The sequence below is a fragment of the Streptomyces sp. NPDC059917 genome (genome assembly GCF_042730635.1).
Classification (GTDB): Bacteria; Actinomycetota; Actinomycetes; order Streptomycetales; family Streptomycetaceae; genus Streptomyces.
In genome coordinates, this window is record NZ_JBHWLC010000010.1 from 1 (window position 1) to 22,907 (window position 22,907).

19 protein-coding genes are annotated in these 22,907 nt (G+C 73.6%); 15 read left to right on the forward strand and 4 right to left on the reverse strand.

What is annotated here, in order from left to right; translation table 11 throughout:
- Positions 1-93 precede the first annotated feature (93 nt).
- Positions 94-492, reverse strand: coding sequence for an SsgA family sporulation/cell division regulator (locus ACFWAR_RS08450; protein ID WP_385774442.1), 399 nt, complete (start codon positions 490-492; stop codon positions 94-96).
- A 202-nt stretch (positions 493-694) separates the two neighbouring features.
- Between ACFWAR_RS08450 and ACFWAR_RS08455 the strand changes: the two genes are divergently transcribed.
- From ACFWAR_RS08455 to ACFWAR_RS08470, 4 genes are read left to right on the forward strand one after another with little or no spacing between them, the layout of a single operon-like run.
- The gene (locus ACFWAR_RS08455) at positions 695-1,759 is read left to right on the forward strand and encodes an energy-coupling factor ABC transporter permease (protein ID WP_385774444.1); all 1,065 of its coding nucleotides are present in this window, start codon (positions 695-697) and stop codon (positions 1,757-1,759) included.
- A 1-nt stretch (position 1,760) separates the two neighbouring features.
- Positions 1,761-2,522 (forward strand): cobalt ECF transporter T component CbiQ, encoded by a 762-nt coding sequence (gene cbiQ / locus ACFWAR_RS08460; protein ID WP_354380511.1) that lies wholly within the window; start codon positions 1,761-1,763, stop codon positions 2,520-2,522.
- The gene (locus ACFWAR_RS08465; protein WP_385774446.1) at positions 2,510-3,298 is read left to right on the forward strand and encodes an energy-coupling factor ABC transporter ATP-binding protein; all 789 of its coding nucleotides are present in this window, start codon (positions 2,510-2,512) and stop codon (positions 3,296-3,298) included. Before cbiQ ends, ACFWAR_RS08465 begins: the two co-directional genes overlap by 13 nt.
- 44 nt (positions 3,299-3,342) lie before the next feature.
- Positions 3,343-4,512, forward strand: coding sequence for a serine hydrolase domain-containing protein (locus tag ACFWAR_RS08470; RefSeq protein WP_385774448.1), 1,170 nt, complete (start codon positions 3,343-3,345; stop codon positions 4,510-4,512).
- 207 nt (positions 4,513-4,719) lie between these two features.
- Here ACFWAR_RS08470 and ACFWAR_RS08475 read toward each other — a convergent pair whose 3' ends face one another.
- On the reverse strand, positions 4,720-6,348 hold the full coding sequence (locus ACFWAR_RS08475) for a penicillin-binding transpeptidase domain-containing protein (RefSeq protein WP_385774451.1): 1,629 nt from the start codon (positions 6,346-6,348) through the stop codon (positions 4,720-4,722).
- A gap of 91 nt (positions 6,349-6,439) precedes the next feature.
- On the reverse strand, positions 6,440-8,221 hold the full coding sequence (locus tag ACFWAR_RS08480) for a dolichyl-phosphate-mannose--protein mannosyltransferase (protein ID WP_385774454.1): 1,782 nt from the start codon (positions 8,219-8,221) through the stop codon (positions 6,440-6,442).
- Positions 8,222-8,330: 109 nt separating this feature from the next.
- On the opposite strand from ACFWAR_RS08480, the gene rsmI reads away from it, so the two are divergent.
- From rsmI to ACFWAR_RS08530, 10 genes are all read left to right on the forward strand, one after another.
- On the forward strand, positions 8,331-9,239 hold the full coding sequence (rsmI, locus tag ACFWAR_RS08485) for a 16S rRNA (cytidine(1402)-2'-O)-methyltransferase (protein WP_385774456.1): 909 nt from the start codon (positions 8,331-8,333) through the stop codon (positions 9,237-9,239).
- Between the two features lie 162 nt (positions 9,240-9,401).
- Positions 9,402-9,911: a hypothetical protein gene (locus ACFWAR_RS08490; RefSeq protein ID WP_385774458.1), complete on the forward strand. Its 510-nt coding sequence runs from the start codon at positions 9,402-9,404 to the stop codon at positions 9,909-9,911.
- A gap of 69 nt (positions 9,912-9,980) precedes the next feature.
- Positions 9,981-10,892: a TatD family hydrolase gene (locus ACFWAR_RS08495; protein ID WP_385774460.1), complete on the forward strand. Its 912-nt coding sequence runs from the start codon at positions 9,981-9,983 to the stop codon at positions 10,890-10,892.
- A 728-nt stretch (positions 10,893-11,620) separates the two neighbouring features.
- Complete coding sequence (locus ACFWAR_RS08500) at positions 11,621-13,036, forward strand: ubiquitin-like domain-containing protein (protein WP_385774681.1); 1,416 nt, start codon at positions 11,621-11,623, stop codon at positions 13,034-13,036.
- A gap of 92 nt (positions 13,037-13,128) precedes the next feature.
- Positions 13,129-13,986 carry a 16S rRNA (adenine(1518)-N(6)/adenine(1519)-N(6))-dimethyltransferase RsmA gene (gene rsmA / locus ACFWAR_RS08505; RefSeq protein ID WP_385774683.1) on the forward strand — a complete coding sequence of 286 codons (858 nt, stop codon included), beginning with the start codon at positions 13,129-13,131 and terminating at the stop codon, positions 13,984-13,986.
- On the forward strand, positions 13,983-14,912 hold the full coding sequence (locus tag ACFWAR_RS08510) for a 4-(cytidine 5'-diphospho)-2-C-methyl-D-erythritol kinase (RefSeq protein ID WP_385774462.1): 930 nt from the start codon (positions 13,983-13,985) through the stop codon (positions 14,910-14,912). The genes rsmA and ACFWAR_RS08510 overlap by 4 nt, the downstream gene beginning before the upstream one ends.
- A gap of 164 nt (positions 14,913-15,076) precedes the next feature.
- The gene (locus ACFWAR_RS08515; RefSeq protein ID WP_385774464.1) at positions 15,077-16,879 is read left to right on the forward strand and encodes an ABC-F family ATP-binding cassette domain-containing protein; all 1,803 of its coding nucleotides are present in this window, start codon (positions 15,077-15,079) and stop codon (positions 16,877-16,879) included.
- A 154-nt stretch (positions 16,880-17,033) separates the two neighbouring features.
- Positions 17,034-18,728 carry a PQQ-binding-like beta-propeller repeat protein gene (locus tag ACFWAR_RS08520; protein ID WP_385774466.1) on the forward strand — a complete coding sequence of 565 codons (1,695 nt, stop codon included), beginning with the start codon at positions 17,034-17,036 and terminating at the stop codon, positions 18,726-18,728.
- 61 nt (positions 18,729-18,789) lie between these two features.
- On the forward strand, positions 18,790-20,505 hold the full coding sequence (locus ACFWAR_RS08525; RefSeq protein ID WP_385774468.1) for a PQQ-binding-like beta-propeller repeat protein: 1,716 nt from the start codon (positions 18,790-18,792) through the stop codon (positions 20,503-20,505).
- Between the two features lie 130 nt (positions 20,506-20,635).
- Complete coding sequence (locus ACFWAR_RS08530) at positions 20,636-21,046, forward strand: hypothetical protein (RefSeq protein WP_385774470.1); 411 nt, start codon at positions 20,636-20,638, stop codon at positions 21,044-21,046.
- Positions 21,047-21,163: 117 nt separating this feature from the next.
- Here the strand turns inward: ACFWAR_RS08530 and ACFWAR_RS08535 are convergent, their stop codons facing one another.
- A complete protein-coding gene (locus ACFWAR_RS08535; protein WP_385774472.1) occupies positions 21,164-21,772 on the reverse strand; it encodes a hypothetical protein in 609 nt (202 codons plus the stop codon).
- Positions 21,773-22,175: 403 nt separating this feature from the next.
- On the opposite strand from ACFWAR_RS08535, the gene ACFWAR_RS08540 reads away from it, so the two are divergent.
- Positions 22,176-22,844, forward strand: a complete 669-nt coding sequence (locus tag ACFWAR_RS08540; protein WP_354380561.1) for a LuxR C-terminal-related transcriptional regulator — start codon at positions 22,176-22,178, stop codon at positions 22,842-22,844.
- Positions 22,845-22,907: the final 63 nt, after the last annotated feature.

The window sequence follows — 22,907 nt, forward strand, 5'->3', positions numbered from 1 at the left end:
CCGCACCCCCGATCGGGGGTGCGGGGCCGGGCCCTTCGCCGTATCCGCCGCGGTGCGGTGCTCCGTGACGCGAGCGTCGCGGTGCGGATGGGCCTACCGGGTGAGGGGCGCGTACGTACGGCGCAGGAAGCGGCGCAGCGCCGCGATGTCGAACTGGACGACGGCGACCCCTTCGGGCGAGTGGAACTCGACGACCGCCTGCACCCGCCCGCACGGCCAGACGCGGACGTCGCCGCTGCCGGTCGGGGCCTGGAGGCCGGCCTCCAGCAGGGCGCGGGGGAAGACCCACTCGTTGTCGGTGCCCTCGGGGGAGAGGTCCGCCGGGAAGACGATCCGGACGGCCAGGGGTTCGTCGGGGGCGAAGCGCAGGGAGACGGGGATCTTGCGGTAGAGGGGATCGTCGGTGATCACGCGTGCGGTGACCCGTACCTCGACGGGGGCGTCGGGCGTGGCGACGGCGGTCGCGCGGGGATTCTCGGCGGTGGCAGACATCGACCGGTCTCCTCAAAAGCGGAACATATGCGTCCGTATTCACCCCAGAATCGCATATTCCGACGAACATGCGAGACGCCTTTTGTGGTGCGCACGCTCTTGCCAACCATTCGCAACTGGGCACTACTCTTGAAAGGTTCTCGAACGGCCGGGGAATCCGGCCGTTCACCGCAAGATCACCGCAGGAAGCGGAGCAGCGCCCATGCATGTGCCCGACGGCTTCATCAACGCCCCCGTCTCGATAGCCGCCGGAGTCGCCGCCGCGGGCGCCGTCGCCGTCAGCCTGCGCGGAGCGCGCCGGGAACTGGACGAGCGCACCGCGCCGCTCGCCGGGCTCGTCGCCGCCTTCATCTTCTCCGTCCAGATGCTCAACTTCCCGGTCGCCGCCGGTACCAGCGGCCACCTCCTGGGCGGTGCGCTCGCCGCGGTCCTGGTCGGCCCCTACACCGGGGTGCTCTGCGTCTCGGTGGTGCTGCTGATGCAGGGCCTCCTCTTCGCCGACGGCGGCCTGACCGCGCTCGGCGTGAACGTCATGAACATGGCCGTGGTCACGGTGATCGTCGCCTACGCCGTCTTCCGCGGCCTGGTCAAGATCCTCCCCGACACCCGCCGCTCGGTGACCGCCGCAGCCTTCACCGGCGCGCTCCTCTCGGTCCCGGCCGCCGCCGGCATGTTCACCCTGCTCTACGCCCTCGGCGGCACCACCGACGTGCCCGTCGGCAAGGTCTTCACCGCGATGGTCGGCGTCCACGTGCTGATCGGCATCGGCGAGGCGGCGATCACCGCGCTCACCGTCGGCGCCGTCCTCGCCGTCCGCCCCGACCTGGTCCACGGCGCCGGCTCCCTGGTCACCCCGCTCAAGCTGCGCGTGGACGGCCGGCTCGTCGACGCGCCCGCCGCCGCCCCGGTCGCGGCCCCGGCCACCACCCGCCCGAACCGCAAGATCTGGGCGACCGGCCTGGTCACCGCCCTGCTGCTGGCCGGGTTCGTCTCCTTCTACGCCTCCTCCAGCCCGGACGGCCTGGAGAAGGTCGCCGCCGACCAGGGCATCGACCAGAAGGTCACCGAGCACGCCGCCGCCGACTCCCCGCTCGCCGACTACGGCGTCAAGGACGTCGGCGACGCGCGCCTGTCCGGCGGCCTCGCCGGGGTCATCGGCGTCGGCGCGACCGTCGCGGTCGGCTCCGGCGTCTTCTGGGCCGTGCGCCGCCGCCGCGCCGAGGACCACGGCGCCGACGACCGCACCGCCGCGTCCGCGGCGCTCTGACATGGGCGCGGGCCACGCCCACAAGCTCTTCCGGCACGGACACACCTCCGTCCACGCGCTGCCGCCGCACTGCAAGCTCGCCGCCGCGTTCTGCTTCGTCGTGGTCGTGGTGTCCACCCCGCGCGAGGCGGTGTGGGCCTTCGGCCTCTACGCCGTCCTGCTCGCGGGGGTGGCCGCGGCGGCCCGGATCCCCGCCGGGTTCCTCCTCAAGCGGATGCTGATCGAGGTCCCCTTCGTCGCCTTCGCCGTCCTGATGCCCTTCGTGGCCCAGGGCGAGCGGGTCGAGGTGCTCGGCATGTCGCTGAGCGTCTCGGGCCTGTGGGGCGCGTGGAACGTACTGGCCAAGGGCACCCTCGGCGTCGCCGCGTCCGTCCTGCTCGCCTCCACCACCGAGCTGCGGGCGCTGCTGCTGGGCCTCCAGCAGCTCAAGCTGCCGCCCCTGCTCGTCCAGATCGCCTCGTTCATGATCCGCTACGGCGACGTGATCAGCGACGAACTGCGCCGGATGACGATCGCCCGCCGCTCCCGCGGCTTCGAGGCCAGCGGCGTACGGCACTGGGGCGTGCTCGCCAAGACCGCGGGCGCGCTCTTCATCCGCTCCTACGAGCGCGGCGAGCGCGTCTACCTGGCGATGGTCAGCCGCGGCTACGCCGGTTCCATGCCGGTGATCGACGAGGTGAGCGCCACCCGCGCCCAGTGGGCGTACGCGGCCGTGCTCCCGGTGACGGCCCTGGCCGTCTGTCTGATGGGATGGACCCTGTGACCCCTGCCGTTCCCGCCTCCGCCGCCACCGACGTGCCCTCCCTCGAAGTGTCCGGGCTCGCCTACGCCTATCCCGACGGGCACCAGGCCCTCTTCGGGGTCGACCTGACCGTCGGGCGCGGGGAGCGCGTCGCGCTGCTCGGGCCCAACGGCGCGGGCAAGACCACGCTCGTCCTGCACCTCAACGGCATCCTGACCGGCGGGGTCGGCTCCGTCACCGTCGCCGGGCTGCCCGTGCGGAAGCGGAACTTCGCCGAGATCCGGCGCCGGGTCGGGATCGTCTTCCAGGACCCCGACGACCAGCTCTTCATGCCGACCGTGCGCGAGGACGTCGCCTTCGGCCCGGCCGCCGCCGGACTGCGCGGCGCGGCGCTGGAGAGCCGGGTGCGGGGCGCCCTGGAACAGGTCGGCATGGCCGACTTCGCCGACCGCCCGCCGCACCACCTCTCCTTCGGGCAGCGCCGCCGGGTCGCCGTCGCGACCGTGCTGGCCATGGAGCCGGAGATCCTGGTCCTGGACGAGCCCTCGTCCAACCTGGACCCGGCCTCGCGGCGCGAGCTGGCCGACGTCCTGCGCTCGCTGGACGTCACCGTGCTGATGGTCACCCACGACCTGCCGTACGCCCTCGAACTGTGCTCCCGCGCCGTGATCCTCAGCGAGGGGGTCATCGCGGCCGACGGACGCACCCAGGACCTGCTGTGCGACGAGGAGCTGATGCGGGCGCACCGGCTGGAGCTGCCCTTCGGCTTCGACCCGCGCTCGGTGTCCGTTGCCTGAGCGGTCCGTGGCATAAGCACGCGTGTTCGGGCGTTGCACCGCTCGTGAACATTCAGGGTGAGGTGGCGGACGGTTTCGAACCGGTCCGGGACGCTTTCGTGCGCAACTTCGAGGTGCTCGGGGACCGGGGCGCGGCCGTCGCCGTCTACCGCGACGGCCGCAAGGTCGTCGACCTGTGGGGCGGCGTCCGGGACGCGGACGCCACCGGCGCGGACGCGGCGCCCTGGGAGCGGGACACCGCGCAGATCGTCCGCTCCGCCACCAAGGGCGTCGCCGCCGCCGTTCCGCTGCTCCTGCACCAGCGGGGGCTGCTCGACCTGGACGCGCCGGTGGCGGAGTACTGGCCGGAGTTCAAGGCGGGCGGCAAGGAGCGGGCCCTGGTCCGCGACCTGCTCTCGCACCGTACGGGCGTACCGGCGCTGGACCGCCCGCTGAGCCCCGCCGAGGCCACCGACGGGAGCTCGGGGCCGCGGGCCGTCGCCGGGCAGAGCGCCTTCTGGGCGCCCGGTACGGAGCACGGCTACCACCCCCACACCTTCAGCTGGCTGCTCGGCGAGCTGGTGCTGCGGGTCACCGGGGCCTCGCTGGGCAAGTGGCTGGCCGAGGAGGTCACCGGGCCGCGCGGGCTGGACTTCTGGATCGGGCTGCCGGAGGCGGCGGCGCACCGGGTGGGGCGGAGCGCGGCGCTGGAGGCGCCGCGGACCACGGGCGGGCTGCGGACCCGGCCCAAGCGGAACGTCTCCGAGGCCTACGCCGACCCCGACTCCCTCACGCGGCGCGCCTTCGCCGCGATCACCCCGCTGCCGGACGAGAACGACCCCGGGTACCGGGCGGCCGAGCTGCCCGGGTCCACGGGGATCGGTACGGCCCGTGCGCTGGCCGGCTTCTACGCGGCCACGCTCGGGGAGGTGGAGGGGCGGGAGCGGTTGTTCGCCCCGGAGACGGTGGCGCTGGCGGGGCGGGAGCTGTCCGCGGGGCCGGACCGGGTGCTGGTGGTCGACACGCGCTTCGGGCCGGGGTACATGCTGCACGGGCCGGCGTCGCCGCTGCTGTCCCCGGCGTCCTTCGGGCACCCCGGGCGGGGCGGCTCCCTGGGCTTCGCGGACCCCGAGGCCGGGGTCGCCTTCGGCTACGTCACCAACGCCCTGGCCGCCTCGGTGACGGCCGACCCGCGAGCGCAGGCGCTGGTCCGCGCGGTCCGCTCGACCCTTTAGCCCCCGGCGGGGCCCGATGCCCGCGGCCCGGGGTCGGCCCGGGCCGGTGCCGCGCCTCAAGCGCCGGCGGGGCTTGGTGTGCGCGGCGCGGGGTCGGCCTCGTCCGGTGCCGCGCCTCAAGCGCCGGCGGGGCTTCATGTGCGCGGCCCGGGGTCGGCCTCGTCCGGTGCCGCGCCTCAAGCGCCGGCGGGGCTTGAGGCGCGCGGGCTAGTCGGCGTTCAGGACGCGGGCCACCAAGGGGCCCGCCGCGTCGATGCCGTGGCCGCCGGATTGGACCATGGCCGCGGCCGCCACGTCGTCGCTGAAGCCGGTGAACCAGCTGTCCGGGGCGGCCGAGCCGTCGACCTCGGCCGAGCCGGTCTTGGCCCCCTTGTCCCCGCCGACCGAGGACATCACCCCCGCCGCCGTCCCGCTGGCCGCGGTCTGACGCATCATCTGGACCAGCTGGCGCGAGGTCCCCGACCGCATCTGCCGCTCGGCCCGGGCCAGTACGCGATCCCCGACGCCCTCCTCGACGATCACCGGCTGGCGGAAGACCCCCGTCCTCGCCGTCGCCGTGACGGAGGCGATGTTCAGCGGGCTCATCCGCACCCGGCCCTGGCCTATGTACGCGGCGGCCGCCTCCGGCCCCGAGGCCGCCGGCACGTCACCGTCGAAGACCGGGACGCCCGCCTTCCACTCCAGCCCGAGCCCGAAGACCCGGCGCGCCTCGTCCGCCAGCGCGGACTCGTCGCCGACGGCCTTCATCTGGCCTATGAAGGCCGTGTTGCACGAGACGGCGAAGTCGGTCGCGAAGCTCGCGCCCTTGAGCTCCATGTTCTCCAGGTTGTGGAAGGACCGGCCGCCCCCGGAGACCGTCTTGGGACACTCCACCGGCTTGTCCGCGCTCACCACACCCCGGTCGATCAGCATCGCGGCCGTCAGGACCTTCAGCGTGGAACCGGGCGCCCGGGTGCCGAGGAGGGCCGCGTCGAAGCCGTCCGCGCGGTTGTTGGCGACCGCCAGGACGTGCCCCGTGCTCGGCTGGACCGCGACCACCGAGGACTCCGGATAGGCCGCGACCGCCTTCTCGGCGGCCGCCTGCACGTCCGCGTCGAGCACGGTCTTCAGCAGGCCGGGCGCGCCCTCCGACAGCGTGAGCAGGACCCGCTTGGGCGCGTCCCGCGCGGCCGGTTCGATCCAGGTCTCGACGCCGGGCTTGCCGCCCACGGCCTGCCCGTACGTCTTGCGCAGCTGCTCCAGCACCGGCTTGAGCGAGGGGTACTTCTGCGCCGTCAGCTCCTGGCCGTCCCGGTCCACCGCCTTGACGGGCGCGGCCGCGGCCGCGCCCGTGCGCAGCTTCTCGTCCCGCTGGAGCTGCGGGTGGAGCACCGAGGGCTGCCAGTCGACGAGCGCCTTCCCGGTGGTCAGCCCGCGGACCACGGTCAGCTTGGACTCGTACGCCAGGGGCTTGGTGACCCCCTCGAAGGTGACCTCGGCCGCGACCGTGTAGGGGACGGTGGTCCCCGTCGGCGTACCCGGGGTGATGACGGCCTTCGACACGTACGCCTTGGTCCTGAACTCGCCCACCGCGGGCTGCGCGAGCGCCGGATTGTTCGTCAGGTCCGCCGCGGCCCGCTCGTCCCCGGCCGCCCACGCCGCGAGGAACGCCTTGGCCGCCGCGGCGGTCTCCGCGGCGTCGGGCGGCCCGGTCCGGCGCTCCGTCCGGGTCTCCGTTCCGCCGCCCGCTGCGCCGCCGCCCTCCTCGCCTACCAGCGTGTACACCCCGTACCCGGCCGCCCCGACCATGGTCAGGAACACCCCGCCGACGATGGCACCCTTCGCCGCCCCGTTCATACAGCCCCTCCCCAGGAGTAACTTCTGTTTGAACATGCTGGGCGGGCGGGGGGCGGCTGTCCAGCCGACCCCCGCCCGTGGCGCCGCCGTGCTACACCCAGGTGTCCAGCCACATGCGGCCGCGCCAGGAGTCCATGGGGATGGACTGGCCGGTGTAGATCGGCCAGAAGTAGATGAAGTTCCACACGATCAGCAGGACCAGGACGCCCGCTCCGATCGCGCCCACCGCCCGGCGGCGTTCCGAGGAGCCCGCCGGGCCCAGCAGGGCGCCGATCATCATCGCCACCGCCAGGCACAGGTACGGGACGAAGACGACCGCGTAGAAGTAGAAGATGGTCCGCTCCTGGTAGTTGAACCAGGGCAGCAGACCCGCGGCCAGCGCGCAGGCGATGGCGCCGGCCCGCCAGTCGCGGCGGAAGAGCCAGCGCCACAGCACGTACAGCAGGGCGAAGCAGCCCGCCCACCACAGCAGCGGGGTGCCCATCGCCAGGACCTCGCGGGCGCACTTGCCCGCCGCGGTCGCCGGGCAGCCGTCGGTGCCGGGGGCGGGGGACTCGTAGTAGTACGAGACCGGGCGGCCCAGGACCAGCCAGCTCCAGGGGTTGGACTGGTAGGTGTGGCCCGAGGTCAGGCCGACGTGGAAGTCGTAGACGGCCGTCTCGTAGTGCCACAGGCTGCGCAGCCACTCCGGCAGGAAGGACATCGAGCTGCCCTGGTCCTGGGTGCGCGCCCAGTCGCGGAAGTAGCCGCCCTTGCCGTTGTCCGGGCTCAGGATCCAGCCCGTCCAGGAGGCCAGGTACACCGCGACCGCCACCGGCACCGTGGAGAGGAAGCCGGGCAGCGCGTCCCGGCGCAGCATCGACGCGTACGGGGTGCCCGCGCCCGCGACGCGGCGCGCGGAGGCGTCCCACAGCACGGTCAGCACGCCGAAGAAGGCGAGGACGATCAGGCCGTTCCACTTGGTGCCGAAGGCCAGGCCGAGGCTGACCCCGGCGAGGATCCGGTACGGGCGCCAGCCCAGCTTCAAGGTCTCGGCGATCCGTGGATCGGGCCTGGTGCGGCCCTCGTCGTCCACCGGGAGCGCCGCCGCGAGTCTGGCCCGGGCCTTGTCACGGTCGATCAGCAGCGCCCCGAAGGCGGCGAGCACGAAGAACATCAGCACCAGGTCGAGCAGCGCGGTCCGGCTCATCACCAGGTGCAGGCCGTCCACCGCCAGCAGGGCGCCCGCCAGGCAGCCCAGGAAGGTGGAGCGGAACAGCCGCCGCCCGATCCGGCACAGCATCAGCACCGACAGGGTGCCGAGCAGCGCGGTCATGAAGCGCCAGCCGAAGGGATCGAAGCCGAACATCCACTCGCCGAGCCCGATCACCCACTTGCCGACGGGCGGGTGCACGACGTACCCCGGGTCGGTCGGCAGCACGACGCCGTCCGGATTGGCCAGGATCGCCTTGTCGATGTCCTTGGGCCAGGTCGCCTCGTAGCCCTGCTGGATCGTGGCCCAGGCGTCCTTGGCGTAGTACGTCTCGTCGAATATCACCGCCTTCGGGGTGCCCAGGTGCACGAACCGCAGCACCCCGGCCACCAGCGCCACCAGCAGCGGACCCGCCCACGCCAGCACCCGCAGCCAGGTCGCGGTCGCCGCGGCGGGCACGCCGAGCGCGGTCCACAGCGCCACCGAGGGCTTCGCGTACGGCGGCACCAGGCGGTCGCGGACGTCGGCGCGCGGCCCCGCACCGCCGCCCGGGCCGCCCGGCGGTGCGTAGCCGAAGCCGCGCAGGCGGCGCAGCCAGGTCGGCGGCTCGTTCTCGCCGCCACCGGGCGGCGCGGGCGGGGCCCCGGCGGGGCTGGGTTGCGGCGTCGCGGTACTGGTCACCGGGTCATCGTAGGGAACAGCCCTGTGCGAACCCCAGTAGCGGGGGCGACCGGATCGATCAAGGGGGGAGTGGCCGGGGCACGCGGCCCCGGGCTGAGAGGATGTGCGGGTGACCACTGCGCAGCCCCGAGGTACCGAAGCCACCCACCCGACCACCGACGCGGCGGGCGTGCTCGTCCTCGCCGGCACCCCGATCGGGGACCTCGCGGACGCGCCGCCCCGGCTCGCCACCGAGCTGGAGCGCGCCGACGTGATCGCCGCCGAGGACACCCGGCGGCTGCGCCGCCTGACCCAGGGCCTCGGCGTGCACACCACCGGGCGCGTCCTGTCCTACTTCGAGGGCAACGAGTCCGCCCGCACCCCCGAACTGGTCGAGGCGCTCCTCGCCGGCTCCCGGGTCCTCCTCGTGACGGACGCGGGCATGCCGTCGGTGTCCGACCCGGGCTACCGGCTGGTCGCCGCCGCCGTGGAGAAGGACATCAAGGTGACGGCCGTGCCCGGCCCGTCCGCCGTCCTGACCGCGCTGGCCATGTCCGGGCTGCCGGTGGACCGCTTCTGCTTCGAGGGCTTCCTGCCGCGCAAGGCCGGCGAGCGCCTCGGTCGGCTGCGCGAGGTCGAGGGGGAGCGCCGCACCCTCGTCTACTTCGAGGCCCCGCACCGCCTCGACGACACCCTGGCCGCGATGGCCGAGGTCTTCGGACCCGACCGGCGGGCCGCCGTCTGCCGCGAGCTGACCAAGACCTACGAAGAGGTCAAGCGGGGCGGCCTGGCCGCGCTCGCCGAGTGGGCCGCCGAGGGCGTCCGTGGCGAGATCACGGTGGTCGTCGAGGGCGCGCCCGCCGCGGCGCCCGGTGACGTCGACGCCGACGAGCTGGTGCGCAGGGTGCGCGTGAGGGAGGAGGCGGGGGAGCGGCGCAAGGAGGCCATCGCGGCCGTCGCCGCCGAGGCCGGCGTACCCAAGCGCGAGGTGTTCGACGCGGTGGTCGCGGCAAAGAATGCGGCACAAAAGGTGCCGTAGGTCGGTAAAGAGCTAGGCTGAAAAGCAAAGCTCAGACCGGGCACAGGGCGTTTTGGGCATGCCTTGCCCAAAGGCCGTCCAACACTGGACAGGGCCTGATGCGCTCCCGCCGGAACAGGCGTCCACTGGTGAGTGAACTACCAGCGGACAAGAGGAGCTGGCATGAGTGAGATCGCAGACACCCCGGTTCCCGCGGCCCCGCCGGTCGCGACCGCACCGACCGTCGCCGCCGTCAGGACCACCCCGCCGCCCGTACGCACCGCTCACGAGGCGTACTCCTTCGCCTGCATGAAGTGCGGGTACGGCTGGGAACAGGCCTACGAGATCGAGCACCACGTGGACGGCAGGGGCCAGCCGTTCATCGTCTACACGGTCAAGGGCGGCGAACGGGTCCCGTCCCCGCTGTCCAACCCCACCTGCATGAACTGCGGCGGGCACGTGGTGCGGATCATGCGGGAGGGCCAGGTGTCCTCGGTTCTCGGCATGCTCGACCAGCTCCACCACCACCATCACCGCGCCGCCGCTCCCGCCCCGTCGCGGATGCCCAAGCCGCGCAAGGGCTCGCGGCTGCACGACGCCCCCGGGCCGGTCGCCATCGACCCCGACGCGCGGGACGCGAGCGAGGGCAGGGGCCTGTTGGGCCGCCTGTGGCGGCGCATCCGCGGGGCCTGAGCCGCGCGGCGGGCCCGACCCGGCGGCCGACCCGGCGGGGGACGTGCGACCGGTCATAGGATCGGCCGCATGAGTGCCAGCCCCGCCACCCCGTCCAGCTCCCGCCGCAAAGACGACGACCGGGACACCCCGCCGCCGCTCCCGGAGCCCCTCCGGGTCGCGGTGGCGGACTCCCACACCCACCTCGACATGCAGCGCGGCACCGTCGAGGAGGCGCTGCGCAAGGCGGCCTCGGTGGGCGTGACCACGGTCGTCCAGGTCGGCTGCGACGTGAAGGGCTCGCGCTGGGCGGCCGAGACCGCGGCCGCGTACGAGAACGTCCACGCGGCGGTCGCCCTCCACCCGAACGAAGCGCCCCGCATCGTCCACGGGGACCCCGACGGATGGTCGCGCCAGGGCGCCCGACCGGGCGGCGGCGAGGCGGCCCTGGACGAGGCCCTCGCCGAGATCGAGGCGCTGGCCGCCCTCGACCACGTCAAGGCGGTCGGCGAGACCGGGCTCGACCACTTCCGCACCGGCCCCGAGGGCATGGCCGCGCAGGAGCGTTCCTTCCGCGCGCACATCGAGATCGCCAAGCGCCGGGGCAAGGCGCTCGTCATCCACGACCGAGAGGCCCACGCCGACGTCCTGCGCGTGCTGCGGGAGGAGGGCGCGCCCGAGCGGACCGTCTTCCACTGCTACTCCGGCGACGCCGCCATGGCCCGCGAGTGCGCGGCCGCCGGCTACTACATGTCCTTCGCCGGGACGGTCACCTTCAAGAACGCGGCGGCGCTGCGGGAAGCGGTCGCGATCGCCCCGGCCGAGCTGCTGCTGGTCGAGACGGACGCGCCGTACCTGACCCCCGCGCCGTACCGCGGACGGCCCAACGCGCCGTACCTGATTCCGCTCACGGTCCGTGCGATGGCCGCCGCCCGCGGCATCGACGAGGACGCGATGGCCACCGCACTGGCGGCGAACACGGCCCGCGCCTTCGCCTACTGACCGCCGGTCGACCCGCACCCGGCGACACGCTGGGTAGTGGGTCGACTTTGTTGCGTGACGAACGCTCCGCTAGGGTGCCGTGCCCGAACCAACGGGACCGGACCAGTGGAGCGAGCGTCGTGAGCGATACCCAGGGCGGCCACCGCCGTGGCGGCCGGGACGAGCCGGACGCCGCGGCCCCCGCGGGCTGGCTGGACTCGGCGCTGTCCGCCGACCCGACCCCCGCCCCGGACGAGCGGGACGCGGCCGTCCCGGCCCCCCGCGCCGGTGAGCGGCGGGCCGCGCGCCGGCGCAAGGCCGACGGCCCCACGGGACGCCGGGCCCGCGGCCGGTCCCCGCTGCCGCCGCCGTCGGTGGGCGCCGTCGGGACGGCCTGGCCGGAGGGCGACGACGACGCCGGGGGCGCGGGCGTCCCCGGCGCCCCGGGCGCCGACGACGGCGCCTTCGGTCCGGAGCTGGCCCTGGCCCTGGACCTGGAGCTCGACCTCGTCGAACTCGAACGCGACCTCGACCGCGACTTCGAACGCTCCCTGGGCCACGACCTCGAACGCGACCTCGACAGCGCCTTCGGCCCCGGCCCCGGTATCGGCGCCGGTACCGCTCCCGCCCCCGACCCCGGGCACGGCTTCGCCCGCGACCCCGGCTCCGGCCCGGGCCACGACTACGGCCGCGGCCCCGGATCCGGTGCCGACCACGGCGCGGGCCACGACTACGGCCGCGGCCCCGGCCTGGACCTCGGCCCCGGCTTCGACCCGAGCCCGGCCCCGGTCCACGGCTTCGACCTGGGCCCCGGCTTCGGCCAAGGCCCCGCCCCCGCCCCCGGCTTCGACCCGGACCCCGGCTTCGACCCGGGGCCGGGGGCCCCCGGCCCCGGGGGCTGGACCGAGCCGCTGCTTCCCGGGCCCGCCCGGCCGGGCGACGCGGGCCCCCGGCCGGACGACACGGACACCGCGCCCGCCCCGCCCCGCCCCGAGCCCGGCGGATCCCGACGGGCCAGACGCGGCGGAGCCACCGCCACCCGGGCGCGCCGGGGCACCAAGGCGGGGCGCGGCACCGCCAGCTGGCGCCGGATCGTCCCGCAGGCCCTGGTCGTCGCCTTCCTCGCGGGCGGCACCTCCGCCTTCGTCGCCGCCGACAAGGCGGTCCGCCTCACCGTGGACGGCGTGCCCCGGACCCTGCACACCTTCGCCGACGACGTCGACGAGCTGCTCGACGCGGAGGGCCTGGGCGTCGGCGCCCACGACCTGGTCGCACCCGCCCGCACCACCGCCCTCGACGACGGCGACGAGATCGTCGTCCGCTACGGCCGCCCCCTCCAGCTCACCCTCGACGGCCGACGGCGCCAGGTGTGGACCACCGCCGCCACCGTGGACGGCGCGCTGCGCCAGCTCGGCGTGCGCGCGGAGGGCGCGTACCTCTCCGCCCCGCGCACCACCCCCGTACCGCGCCGCGGCCTCACCCTGAACGTGCGCACCGAACGCAGCGTCACCTTCATGGCCGACGGCCGCGAACGCACCATCCGCACCAACGCCGCGACCGTCCAGGAGGCCCTGGACCAGGCCGGGATCACCCTGCACGCCCAGGACACCACCTCCGTGCCCGCCGCCTCCTTCCCCCGCGACGGCCAGACCGTCACCGTGCTGCGCATCACTGGCACCCGCGAGGTCCGCGAGGAGCGCATCCCGTTCGAGATCGAGAAGGTGAAGGACCCGGAGCAGTTCGCCGGGACCGAGGTCGTCGAGCGCGTCGGGCGGCCCGGCGCCCGCCGGGTCACCTACAGCCTGCGCAGCGTCAACGGGGTCCGGCAGAAGCCCCGCCGGATCGCCGAGGAGACCCTGCGCGAGCCGGTCACCCAGCTGGTCAAGGTCGGCACCCGGCCGCTGCCGAACTCGGTCGCCGGGGCCGACGGCCTGGACTGGGGCGCGCTGGCCCAGTGCGAGTCCGGCGGCCGCCCCTCGGCCACCGACGCCTCCGGCACCTACGGCGGCCTCTACCAGTTCGACGTCCAGACCTGGCAGAGCCTCGGCGGCAGCGGCCGCGCCCAGGAAGCGACCGGCGCGGAGCAGACCTACCGGGCCAAGAAGCTCTACGTGCAGCGGGGGGCGAGTCCGTGGCCGCACTGCGGCCGTAGGCTTTACCGGTGAGCACCGCAGAGCACGACACCGCAGAGCACGGCAACGAGAAGCACGACGGCGAGCAGTCGCCGCAGGCCACCCCGGCGCAGGGGGGCGACGCGCTGTTCGGCGCGGCCGACATCCGGGAGCTGGCGACCGTGCTCGGGGTGCGGCCGACGAAGCAGAAGGGGCAGAACTTCGTCATCGACGCCAACACCGTGCGCCGGATCGTGCGCACGGCCGAGGTGCGGCCCGACGACGTCGTCGTCGAGGTCGGCCCGGGTCTGGGCTCGCTGACGCTGGCGCTGCTGGAGGCCGCGGACCGGGTCACCGCCGTCGAGATCGACGACGTGCTGGCGGCCGCGCTGCCCGCGACCATCGAGGCCCGGATGCCCGCGCGCGCGGACCGCTTCGCGCTGGTGCACTCCGACGCGATGCTCGTGAAGGAACTGCCCGGCCCGGCGCCGACCGCGCTGGTCGCCAACCTGCCGTACAACGTGGCCGTGCCGGTGCTGCTGACGATGCTCGACCGCTTCCCGACCATCGAGCGGACGCTGGTCATGGTGCAGGCGGAGGTCGCCGACCGGCTGGCCGCCAAGCCCGGCAACAAGGTCTACGGCGTGCCCTCGGTCAAGGCCGCCTGGTACTGCGACGTCAAGCGCGCCGGGTCCATCGGGCGCAACGTCTTCTGGCCCGCGCCCAACGTCGACTCGGGCCTGGTCTCCCTGGTCCGCCGGGCGGAGCCGGTCAAGACGACCGCCTCCAAGCGCGAGGTCTTCGCCGTGGTCGACGCCGCCTTCGCGCAGCGCCGCAAGACGCTGCGCGCCGCGCTGTCCGGCTGGGCCGGGTCCGCCGCGGGCGCCGAGAGCGCGCTGGTCGCGGCCGGGATCTCGCCGCAGGCGCGTGGCGAGGGGCTCACGGTCGAGGAGTTCGCGCGGATCGCGGAGAACAAGCCGGTGCACGAGCAGGCGGCCCTGTGAGCGCCGGGGCGGTGACGGGCGCGGTCACGGGCGCGGTCACGGTCCGCGTGCCCGCGAAGGTCAACGTGCAGCTGGCGGTGGGCGCGGCCCGCCCCGACGGCTTCCACGACCTGGCCAACGTCTTCCTGGCCGTCTCCCTCTACGACGAGGTCACGGTCACCCCGGCCGACGCCCTCACCGTCACCTGCTCCGGCCCCGACGCCGACCAGGTCCCCCTGGACCGGACGAACCTGGCGGCGCGGGCCGCCGAGCTGCTCGCCGCCCGGCACGGGCTGGACCCGGCCGTCCACATCCACATCGCCAAGAACATCCCCGTCGCGGGCGGCATGGCGGGCGGCAGCGCCGACGGCGCGGGCGCGCTCCTCGCCTGCGACCTGCTGTGGGGCCTGGAGAGCACACCGGCCGAGCTGCTGGAGATCTGCGCCGAGCTCGGCAGCGACGTGCCCTTCAGCCTGGTGGGCGGCGCCGCGCTCGGCACCGGACGGGGCGAGCAGCTCGCCCCGCTGGAGTCCGGGATCTTCCACTGGGTCTTCGCCGTGGCGGACGGCGGCCTGTCGACCCCGGCGGTGTTCCGCGAGTTCGACCGGCTGGCGGCCGAGGCCGGTACGGACATCCCCGTGCCCGAGGCCTCGCCGCGGCTGCTGGCCGCGCTGGCCGCCGGGGACCCGGACGCGCTGGCCGCCACCGTGGTCAACGACCTGCAGGGCGCGGCGCTCTCGCTGCGCCCGCAGCTGGGGCGGACGCTGGACGCGGGCCTGGGGGCCGGGGCGCTGGCCGCCCTCGTCTCGGGCTCCGGGCCGACGACCGCCTTCCTGGTGCGGGACCCCGAGTCCGCGGCGAAGGTCGCCGAGGCGCTGGCGGCCTCCGGCACCTGCCGGACCACCCGCGTGGCCACCTCCCCGGCCCCGGGCGCCACCCGGCACTGAGCCCGACCGGCGGCGCGGGGGCCCGTACGCCCGACCGCGCGGGGGCCCGTACGGACTCCCGCGCGGTCCGCGCGCACCCGCACGGCCGCTCGCGCAGCGGTCGGCCCCGGTCGGGAAGGTTAGGGTGAGGGGCTTGACCCACCCCCTTCCCTGGAGCGCGTCTGATGGCCGTCAATCTGGTCAATGTCGAGGCAGTCAGCAAGGTGTACGGAACCCGTACCCTGCTCGACGGCATCTCCCTCGGCGTGTCCGAGGGGGACCGGATCGGCGTCGTCGGACGCAACGGCGACGGCAAGACCACCCTCATCCGGATGCTCGCGAAGCTGGAGGAGCCCGACACCGGTCGGGTCACCCAGAACGGCGGACTGCGGATGGGCGTGCTCACGCAGCACGACTCCCTGGACCCCGCCGCCACCATCCGCCACGAGATCATCGGCGACATGGCCGACCACGAGTGGGCGGGCAACGCGAAGATCCGCGACGTGCTGACCGGCCTCTTCGGCGGCCTGGACCTGCCCGGCTTCGAGCACGGCCTGGACACCGTCATCGGCCCGCTCTCCGGTGGCGAGCGCCGCCGGATCGCGCTCGCGCAGCTCCTGATCGCCGACCAGGACCTGCTCGTCCTCGACGAGCCCACCAACCACCTCGACGTCGAGGGCATCTCCTGGCTGGCCCAGCACCTGCAGAGCCGCCGCTCCGCGCTCGTCTGCGTGACCCACGACCGGTGGTTCCTGGACCAGGTCTGCACCCGCATGTGGGACGTGCAGCGCGGTGACGTGCACGAGTACGAGGGCGGCTACAGCGACTACGTCTTCGCCCGCGCCGAGCGCGACAGGATCGCCGCCACCGAGGAGTCCAAGCGGCAGAACCTGATGCGCAAGGAGCTGGCCTGGCTGCGCCGCGGCGCCCCCGCCCGCACCTCCAAGCCGCGCTACCGCATCGAGGCGGCCAACGAGCTGATCGCCGACGTGCCGCCGCCGCGCGACACCAGCGAGCTGATGAAGTTCGCCAACGCGCGCCTGGGCAAGACGGTCTTCGACCTGGAGGACGTCACCGTCCAGGCCGGTCCCAAGACCCTGCTCCAGCACCTGACCTGGCACCTCGGCCCCGGCGACCGGGTCGGCCTGGTCGGCGTCAACGGCGCGGGCAAGACCTCGCTGCTGCGCGCGCTCGCCACCGCCGCCCGCACCCAGGGCGACGAGCAGCCCGCGGCGGGCAAGGTGACCGTCGGCAAGACGGTCCGGCTCGCCTACCTCTCGCAGGAGGTCGGCGAACTCGACCCGTCCCTGCGGGTGCTGGAGGCCGTGCAGCGCGTGCGCGACCGGGTCGACCTCGGCAAGGGCCGCGAGATGACCGCGGGCCAGCTGTGCGAGCAGTTCGGCTTCACCAAGGAGAAGCAGTGGACGCCGGTCGGCGACCTCTCCGGTGGCGAGCGCCGCCGACTGCAGATCCTGCGCCTGCTGATGGACGAGCCCAACGTCCTCTTCCTCGACGAGCCCACCAACGACCTCGACATCGAGACCCTGACCCAGCTGGAGGACCTCCTCGACGGCTGGCCCGGGTCGATGATCGTGATCTCCCACGACCGGTTCTTCATCGAGCGCACCACCGACACCGTGATGGCGCTGCTCGGCGACCGGAGCCTGCGGATGCTGCCGCGCGGCCTGGACGAGTACCTGGAGCGCCGCCGGCGGATGATCGCCGAGGCGGCGCCCGCGCCCGCCCCGGCCGCCGCCAAGGAGAAGACCACCTCCTCCGGCGACTCGCGCGCCGCGAAGAAGGAGCTCCAGAAGATCGAGCGCCAGCTCAACAAGATGTCGGACCGCGAGACGAGCCTGCACGCTCAGATCGCGGAGAACGCCACCGACTTCGACAAGGTGGCCAAGCTCGACGCGGAGCTGCGCGAACTCATCTCAGACCGGGACGAGTTGGAAATGCGCTGGCTGGAGCTGGCCGAGGACGCGTAGGTTCCGCCTCGGTCGGGCACCAACTGGCCGGATAACGACCACGTCACGGGCCGGTCCTCCCTTGGGCACAGGGGCTGGACCGGCCCGTCCGGCGTGTGTTCGCAGTGATAGAAAGGGCATCCCCCACGCCCGACCGACCCCGAAGGTACCGCTGATGACCGAGCCGCCGAGTCCGCCGACGCCGCCGAACCAGCCAGCCGTACCTCCCGGTTACGGACACCTGCCCGGCCCGCCGCCGCCCTCCGCGTACGGTTTCCCGCCGCAGGGCGACAACCCGTACGCGCAGCCGCAGCCCGGTCAGCAGCCCGGTCAGCCGCCGCAGCCCGGTCAGCCGCCGTCGGCCGCGCAGGGCCCGTACGGCCAGCAGCCGCAGCCCGGTTACGGATATCCGCAGCCCCCGACCGCGCCGCTCGGGATGCCGCCCGCCGGGCCGACCCCGCCCCGCGGCCGGACGCAGCTGCTGGTCACCGCCTCCGTGGTCGTCACGCTGGTGCTCGGCACCGGCGCGTACTTCGCCTTCGCCGGGGGCGACGGCGACGGCAAGAAGCCGGCCGCGGCGGGCAGCTCCGCACCCGTGACCCAGCCCTCCGGCTCGCCCTCCGTCGACAAGGGCGACGGCAAGGGCGGCAACGGCATGAGCGACGCCGACCTCAACTCCGGCCGCAAGCCCGGCGAGGGCAAGGTGCTGTGGATGAAGACCAACGCCACCGAACTGCCCGGCGGCGGCGGGGACGCCACGGGCCAGTGGGTCGTGGGCGACACCGTCGTCAAGTCCCTCTTCAAGTCGCTCATCGGCTACGGCGTGACCGACGGCAAGCAGAAGTGGAAGCTCGACTTCCCCGCCAAGGTCTGCAGCACCCCCTACCAGACCACCACCGACGGCAAGGTCGTCGTGGCCTTCATGAACGGCGAGTCCGAGCAGGCGAGCTGCAACCAGCTCAAGATGGTCGACCTCAAGACGGGCGCGGGCGGGTGGACGAAGGAGATCCCCAAGGAGGGGATGTTCGACATCATGGTCACCCCCAGCCTCGCCATCACCGGTGACACCGTCACCGCCAGTCGCGTCGGCGCCGCCAGCGCCTTCAAGGTGAGCACGGGGGACCGGCTGTTCGGCTCCAACGTCCCCGAGGGCTGCTCGCCCGGCTCCTACGCGGCCGGTCAGGGCAAGGTCGTCGCCGTCGCCACCTGCGCCGACGGCATCGAGGAGCTCCAGGGCACCGACCCGGTCAGCGGCCAGAAGAGCTGGACGTACCGCTTCCCGCAGGGCTGGAAGGTCAGCAAGGTCTACTCGGTCAACCCGCTCGTCGTCGACGTCAAGGAGCGCGACAAGAGCCTGCGCTCCATCATGGTCATCGGCCCCGACGGCAAGCAGCGCTCGCAGCTCAGCGGCGAGGGCCAGTTCACGCCCCGCTGCGACGACCCGATCGTCGACCGGCCGCTCCAGGACTGCTGGGGCATCGTCGTCGACGCGGGCTCCGACACGATCGTCCTGCCGACCGAGGGCGTCTCCAACGAGCTGGTCGCCTTCGACATGGGCACCGGCAAGGCCAAGTGGCGCACCCCGGCCGGCGACAAGCGCGTCCTGGTCCCGCTCAAGGCCGAGGGCGGCAAGCTCTACGCCTACAACAGCGCGGCGGACAAGGCCACCGGCGGCGAGGTCGTCTCGGTCCCGCTCGGCGGCGGCAAGCCCACCACGGTGCTGCACAACCCGTCCGGGCCCGCCGCGCCCCTGGAGAACTCCTTCTACACCCCGCAGATCGCCTTCGCGGACGGACGGCTCTTCATGTCCTCCACGCACATCACCGGCGAGGGCAAGGACGAGAAGTTCCTGATGGTCTTCGGCAAGTGACCGTGTCCGCGTCCGTAGTCCCGTCGTCCACCCGGCCGCCCACGAGAGGCAGTAGCACCCGATGAGTACCCCGCCGCCCCCGCCGAACCAGCCCCCGTCGGGCGGCTTCGGCGCGCCCCAGGACCCGCCGCCGGGCGGCTTCGCGCCGCCGCCGGCCGCGCCGCCCGCCCCGCCGGCGCCCCCGCAGCAGCCGCCGGGCCCGGCCTACGGCTACCCGCAGCAGCAGCCGCAGCCCGGTTACGGCTACCCGCAGGCGGCGCCGGCCGCGCCCGCCGCCGCACCCTCCTACGCCCCGCCCGCGAGCGGTGGCGGCGGGGGCGGGGGCGGCAACGACCTGCGCAACCAGATCCTCATCGTGGTCGCCGCGCTCGTGGCCATCGCCCTGATCGTGGGCGGCGGCTTCTGGTACGTCTCCGACGGCGACGGCGGCAAGACGGACGTCGCCAACGGCCCGACCGACGGCAAGAGCCCCGGCCCGGGCGGCGGGGGCGACAAGCCCGGTGGCGGGGTCGCCACCGAGAAGGCCCCGGCGAACACCAAGGCCAAGACCCTGGTCAACCTCGCGCAGCCGCAGGTCGCCGACCTCGCGCACGTCGAGGGCTCCTGGGTCACGGACACGCTCTACGTGAAGTCCGACGTCGCCAAGGTCGTCGGCTACGACCTGAACACCGGCGCCCAGAAGTGGTCCATCGCGCTCCCGGCCGAGCTGTGCGGGGCCACCGCGCACATCAGCGGCGGCAAGAGCGCGATCCTCTTCAAGGAGGCGCTGGCCAGCGACGCGAACAAGTACCCCCGCTGCAACCAGGTCGGCGTCATCGACCTGAACGCGGGCAAGCTGGCCTGGTCGACCACCATCAAGGCCGCCACCAGCGGTGACAAGCCGGTGGAGTTCAAGGAGATCACCCTCAGCGGCAACACCGTCGCCGCGGGCGGCCTCCAGGGCGGCGCGGGCTGGAACCTCGCCGACGGCAAGAACCTGTGGCCCGCCAAGGTCGACGGCGAAGGCTGCTACGACCTCGGCTACGCCGGTGGCCCGGCCCTCGCGGTCATCCGCAAGTGCGGCCCGTACGGCAGCCAGTACCTGCTCGCCCAGAACCTCGACCCGGCGACCGGGGCGCCCAAGTCCTCGTACAAGATGTCGCAGGGCATCGACTACGCCGCGATCGTCTCCACCCAGCCGCTGGTCGTCGGCGCGAACGTGGGCGGCGCGGCCAAGGGCGGCAGCGCGGTCAGCGACCTCTTCGTCCTCGACGACACGGGCGCCCTGAAGGCCCGGATCCCGGTCTCCTCCGGCAACTACGACGTCCGTTGCGCTCCCACCGCGGTGGAGCAGTGCCAGAAGATGGTCGTCGGCAACGGCAAGATCTACGTGCCGGCCGCGCAGCACCAGGGCAAGGACCAGTACGGCCGTACCAACGAGCTGCTGTCCTTCGACCTGAGCACCGGCAAGCAGACCACGGACCGGGCCGACGCGGGCGAGCAGTACACGATCATGCCGCTGCGCATGGACGGGCCGAACGTCATCGCCTACAAGCTGCCCCCCTACAACAAGGGCGGCCAGGTCGTCAGCATCGACACCGCGACGATGAAGGAAACGCTGCTGATGGAGATGCCGGCGGACAAGAACATCCGGCGCCCCGAGACCAGCATGTCCCCGAACGGTGCGGAGTTCCGCTACCACAACGGGCGGTTCTTCATCTCCCAGACGCTGATCAGCAAGCCCTACTCGGAGACCGCTGACCCGTCGTACCTCTTCGTGTCCTTCACCACGGGCTGACCTCCGGCTCCGCGAGCCGACGGCACCGAGCGCCCCCCGGAAGACCTCTTCTTCCGGGGGGCGTCGCGTCTGTACGATCAGGCGTCACTTCGGCCGGGCGACCCGGCCGGGACGTGGATCGGGGAGTCTGATGAAGAGTGTGTGGCGGGCGGCCGGCATCGTGGCGAGCGCGGTCGTCGGTGTGGTGCTGATGGGCGGACCCGCGTGGGCGGTGGGGAGCCGGGCCGTGGCGTCGACCGACGGCGCCGCCGGCCGGATCGACTTCAGGTTCATCAGCTCGTCCCGCGTCGATCCGATCTCCATGCAGGTGACCGACACCCGTGTGGACGGCAGGGTCGCCAAGCTCCGGATCATCGCGGGCACCGGCACGGGGACCAAGTACTACGCGTGGCGCACGGCGGTCGGCGACACCACGGAGGAGAGCACCTACCTCTACGATTCCAGCGGCGTCGACTGGATCCAGCTCCAGGTGTGCCGGGTGGCGCCCGCGGGCATCGAGGACTGCGGCTACTCCGACCTGAACTGGAATCCCTACGGGTGACGAGCCGGGGGCTTCGACCCGGTGGTCTGCCAGTTCGGCGTGATGTTCTTCCCCGACCGGGTCGCGGCCTTCGCCGGCGTACGTGTTCCGCGGCGCGGCCCGAGCGCCCCGGCTCCGTCAGTAGTTGCAGTTGACGCTGCCGGGGCCGCTGTTCCCGCCGCTGCCGAAGTCGTGGGTGGATCCGGTCCTGACCCCCGTGGTGCAGGTGGTGGCGCCGCCCCACGGGGCAGTGATGACGATGTTCACCTTGTCGACGGCGGCGGTGAAGGACCGGCCGGGCTTGTAGGCCGTGCCGGGGCCCTGGTAGATGAACCAGGACACCCAGGAGTTGGCCTGTCCGGCATTGAAGTGACGCTTGCCCTCGGCGCTGTTGTGGGCGGGGTCGTTCCAGTTCAGGTAGATGTCCCCGGAGACGTTGTTGCTCCAGTTCCGGCCGCTGGCGTCGTTGAGCCAGTCGATCTCGGCGTAGGAGCACAAGGAGGTCTTGTCCCAGCCGATGTACAGGTAGCCGATCGTGGTGGAGCCGTAGCGGTTGCTCACCGTCACCGGGGTGGACGGGCCGAGCGTCTGGAGATTGCCCGAGTTGTAACAGGTGGCGGCGTGGGCGGGGACCGTCCCCACGGCGGTGAGCAGGGCGGCCGTGCTGCAGATGGCTCCCGTGAGGGCCGCCAGACGCCGGCCGGAGCTCCGTACGGCCGCGAGCTGGGACTCGATCGTGAGCTTCATGTGTGGCCTTCCCCGTTCGTTGGAGGCCCCTGTTGAGGCCGCGGGCGATGCTAGGGCGGCGCGTCCGGGCGTGGACAGGCTTAAAGGAGCCACTGTCGCGGGGTGGCCGGACACCAGCGCTCGTGCTCCGGGTCGCCGAGCCGCCGGGTGTGCCCGCCGGGGTGGAAGCGGAACTCCGCGCAGTCCGCGCCGCGTTGGTGGCGAGGCGGCAAGCGGCGCTGGAGCGGGTCGGCCGCCCGTGATGTTCACGGTGATCTTGTCGACGCCGCCCGGACCCTGCGGCGGGATGTCAAGGCCCTCGGGGGTGGGAGCCACTGACGGGGGCTTCTGTTCCGTATCCACCTCGCGGCGTCGAACAAGCGTGTAGCTTGCCGGGTCAGAAGGGTCGGGGGTGAGCGCCGCAATGGGCGTACGGGTCATGGTCGTTGACGATCACCGGCTGTTGGCCGAGGCGCTCGCCTCGGCCCTCAAGCTGCGGGGGCACCGGGTGCTGGCCGCGGCCGCTCCGGCCGCCGGGGCCGCCGAGCTGGTGATCAGCCGTGCCCCCGAGGTCTGCCTGCTGGGCACCGCCACCCCCGCCGAGCCGGGGATCTTCGAGCCGATCGTGCGGATCCGGCGCGAGAGACCGCAGATCGCCGTGGTGGTGCTGGGCCCGGTGCCCAGTCCGCGCGGGATCGCCGCCGCCTTCGCCGCCGGTGCCTGCGGGTACGTGCGCCAGGACGAGCGGATCGAGGGCGTCGAGCGGGCCCTGGCCAAGGCGCGGGCCGGGGAGGCGGCGGTGTCGCCGCAGCTGCTCCAGAGCGCCTTCGCGGAACTGCTCAACCCCACCGCCGCGCCGGACGACGAGGGCAGCAGGCTGCTCGGGCTGCTCACCCCGCGCGAGGTGGAGGTGCTGGTCCGGGTCGCCGAGGGCGAGGACACCCGGCTGATCGCGGCCGGTATGGCCATCGCCCCGAGCACCGCGCGCACGCACGTGCAGCGGGTGCTGATGAAGCTCGGCGTGGGCTCCCGCCTGGAAGCGGCCGCGCTGGCCGCCCGTACCGGCCTGCTGGACCGCGCGGCCCGCGGCTAGTCCGCCCACGCCGGATCCTGCCGGTCCCCGGTCCGCCCCGGGTGCCGTGACGGGTGCGCGATT

What these genes read in the sequence shown, in the direction of transcription:
- ACFWAR_RS08450 (WP_385774442.1), bottom strand. Translation starts at nt 492, where the DNA reads ATGTCTGCCACCGCCGAGAATCCCCGCGCGACCGCCGTCGCCACGCCC.
- ACFWAR_RS08455 (WP_385774444.1), top strand. Translation starts at nt 695, where the DNA reads ATGCATGTGCCCGACGGCTTCATCAACGCCCCCGTCTCGATAGCCGCC.
- cbiQ (WP_354380511.1), top strand. Translation starts at nt 1,761, where the DNA reads ATGGGCGCGGGCCACGCCCACAAGCTCTTCCGGCACGGACACACCTCC.
- ACFWAR_RS08465 (WP_385774446.1), top strand. Translation starts at nt 2,510, where the DNA reads ATGGACCCTGTGACCCCTGCCGTTCCCGCCTCCGCCGCCACCGACGTG.
- ACFWAR_RS08475 (WP_385774451.1), bottom strand. Translation starts at nt 6,348, where the DNA reads ATGAACGGGGCGGCGAAGGGTGCCATCGTCGGCGGGGTGTTCCTGACC.
- ACFWAR_RS08490 (WP_385774458.1), top strand. Translation starts at nt 9,402, where the DNA reads ATGAGTGAGATCGCAGACACCCCGGTTCCCGCGGCCCCGCCGGTCGCG.
- ACFWAR_RS08495 (WP_385774460.1), top strand. Translation starts at nt 9,981, where the DNA reads ATGAGTGCCAGCCCCGCCACCCCGTCCAGCTCCCGCCGCAAAGACGAC.
- ACFWAR_RS08515 (WP_385774464.1), top strand. Translation starts at nt 15,077, where the DNA reads ATGGCCGTCAATCTGGTCAATGTCGAGGCAGTCAGCAAGGTGTACGGA.
- ACFWAR_RS08520 (WP_385774466.1), top strand. Translation starts at nt 17,034, where the DNA reads ATGACCGAGCCGCCGAGTCCGCCGACGCCGCCGAACCAGCCAGCCGTA.
- ACFWAR_RS08525 (WP_385774468.1), top strand. Translation starts at nt 18,790, where the DNA reads ATGAGTACCCCGCCGCCCCCGCCGAACCAGCCCCCGTCGGGCGGCTTC.
- ACFWAR_RS08530 (WP_385774470.1), top strand. Translation starts at nt 20,636, where the DNA reads ATGAAGAGTGTGTGGCGGGCGGCCGGCATCGTGGCGAGCGCGGTCGTC.
- ACFWAR_RS08535 (WP_385774472.1), bottom strand. Translation starts at nt 21,772, where the DNA reads ATGAAGCTCACGATCGAGTCCCAGCTCGCGGCCGTACGGAGCTCCGGC.
- ACFWAR_RS08540 (WP_354380561.1), top strand. Translation starts at nt 22,176, where the DNA reads ATGGGCGTACGGGTCATGGTCGTTGACGATCACCGGCTGTTGGCCGAG.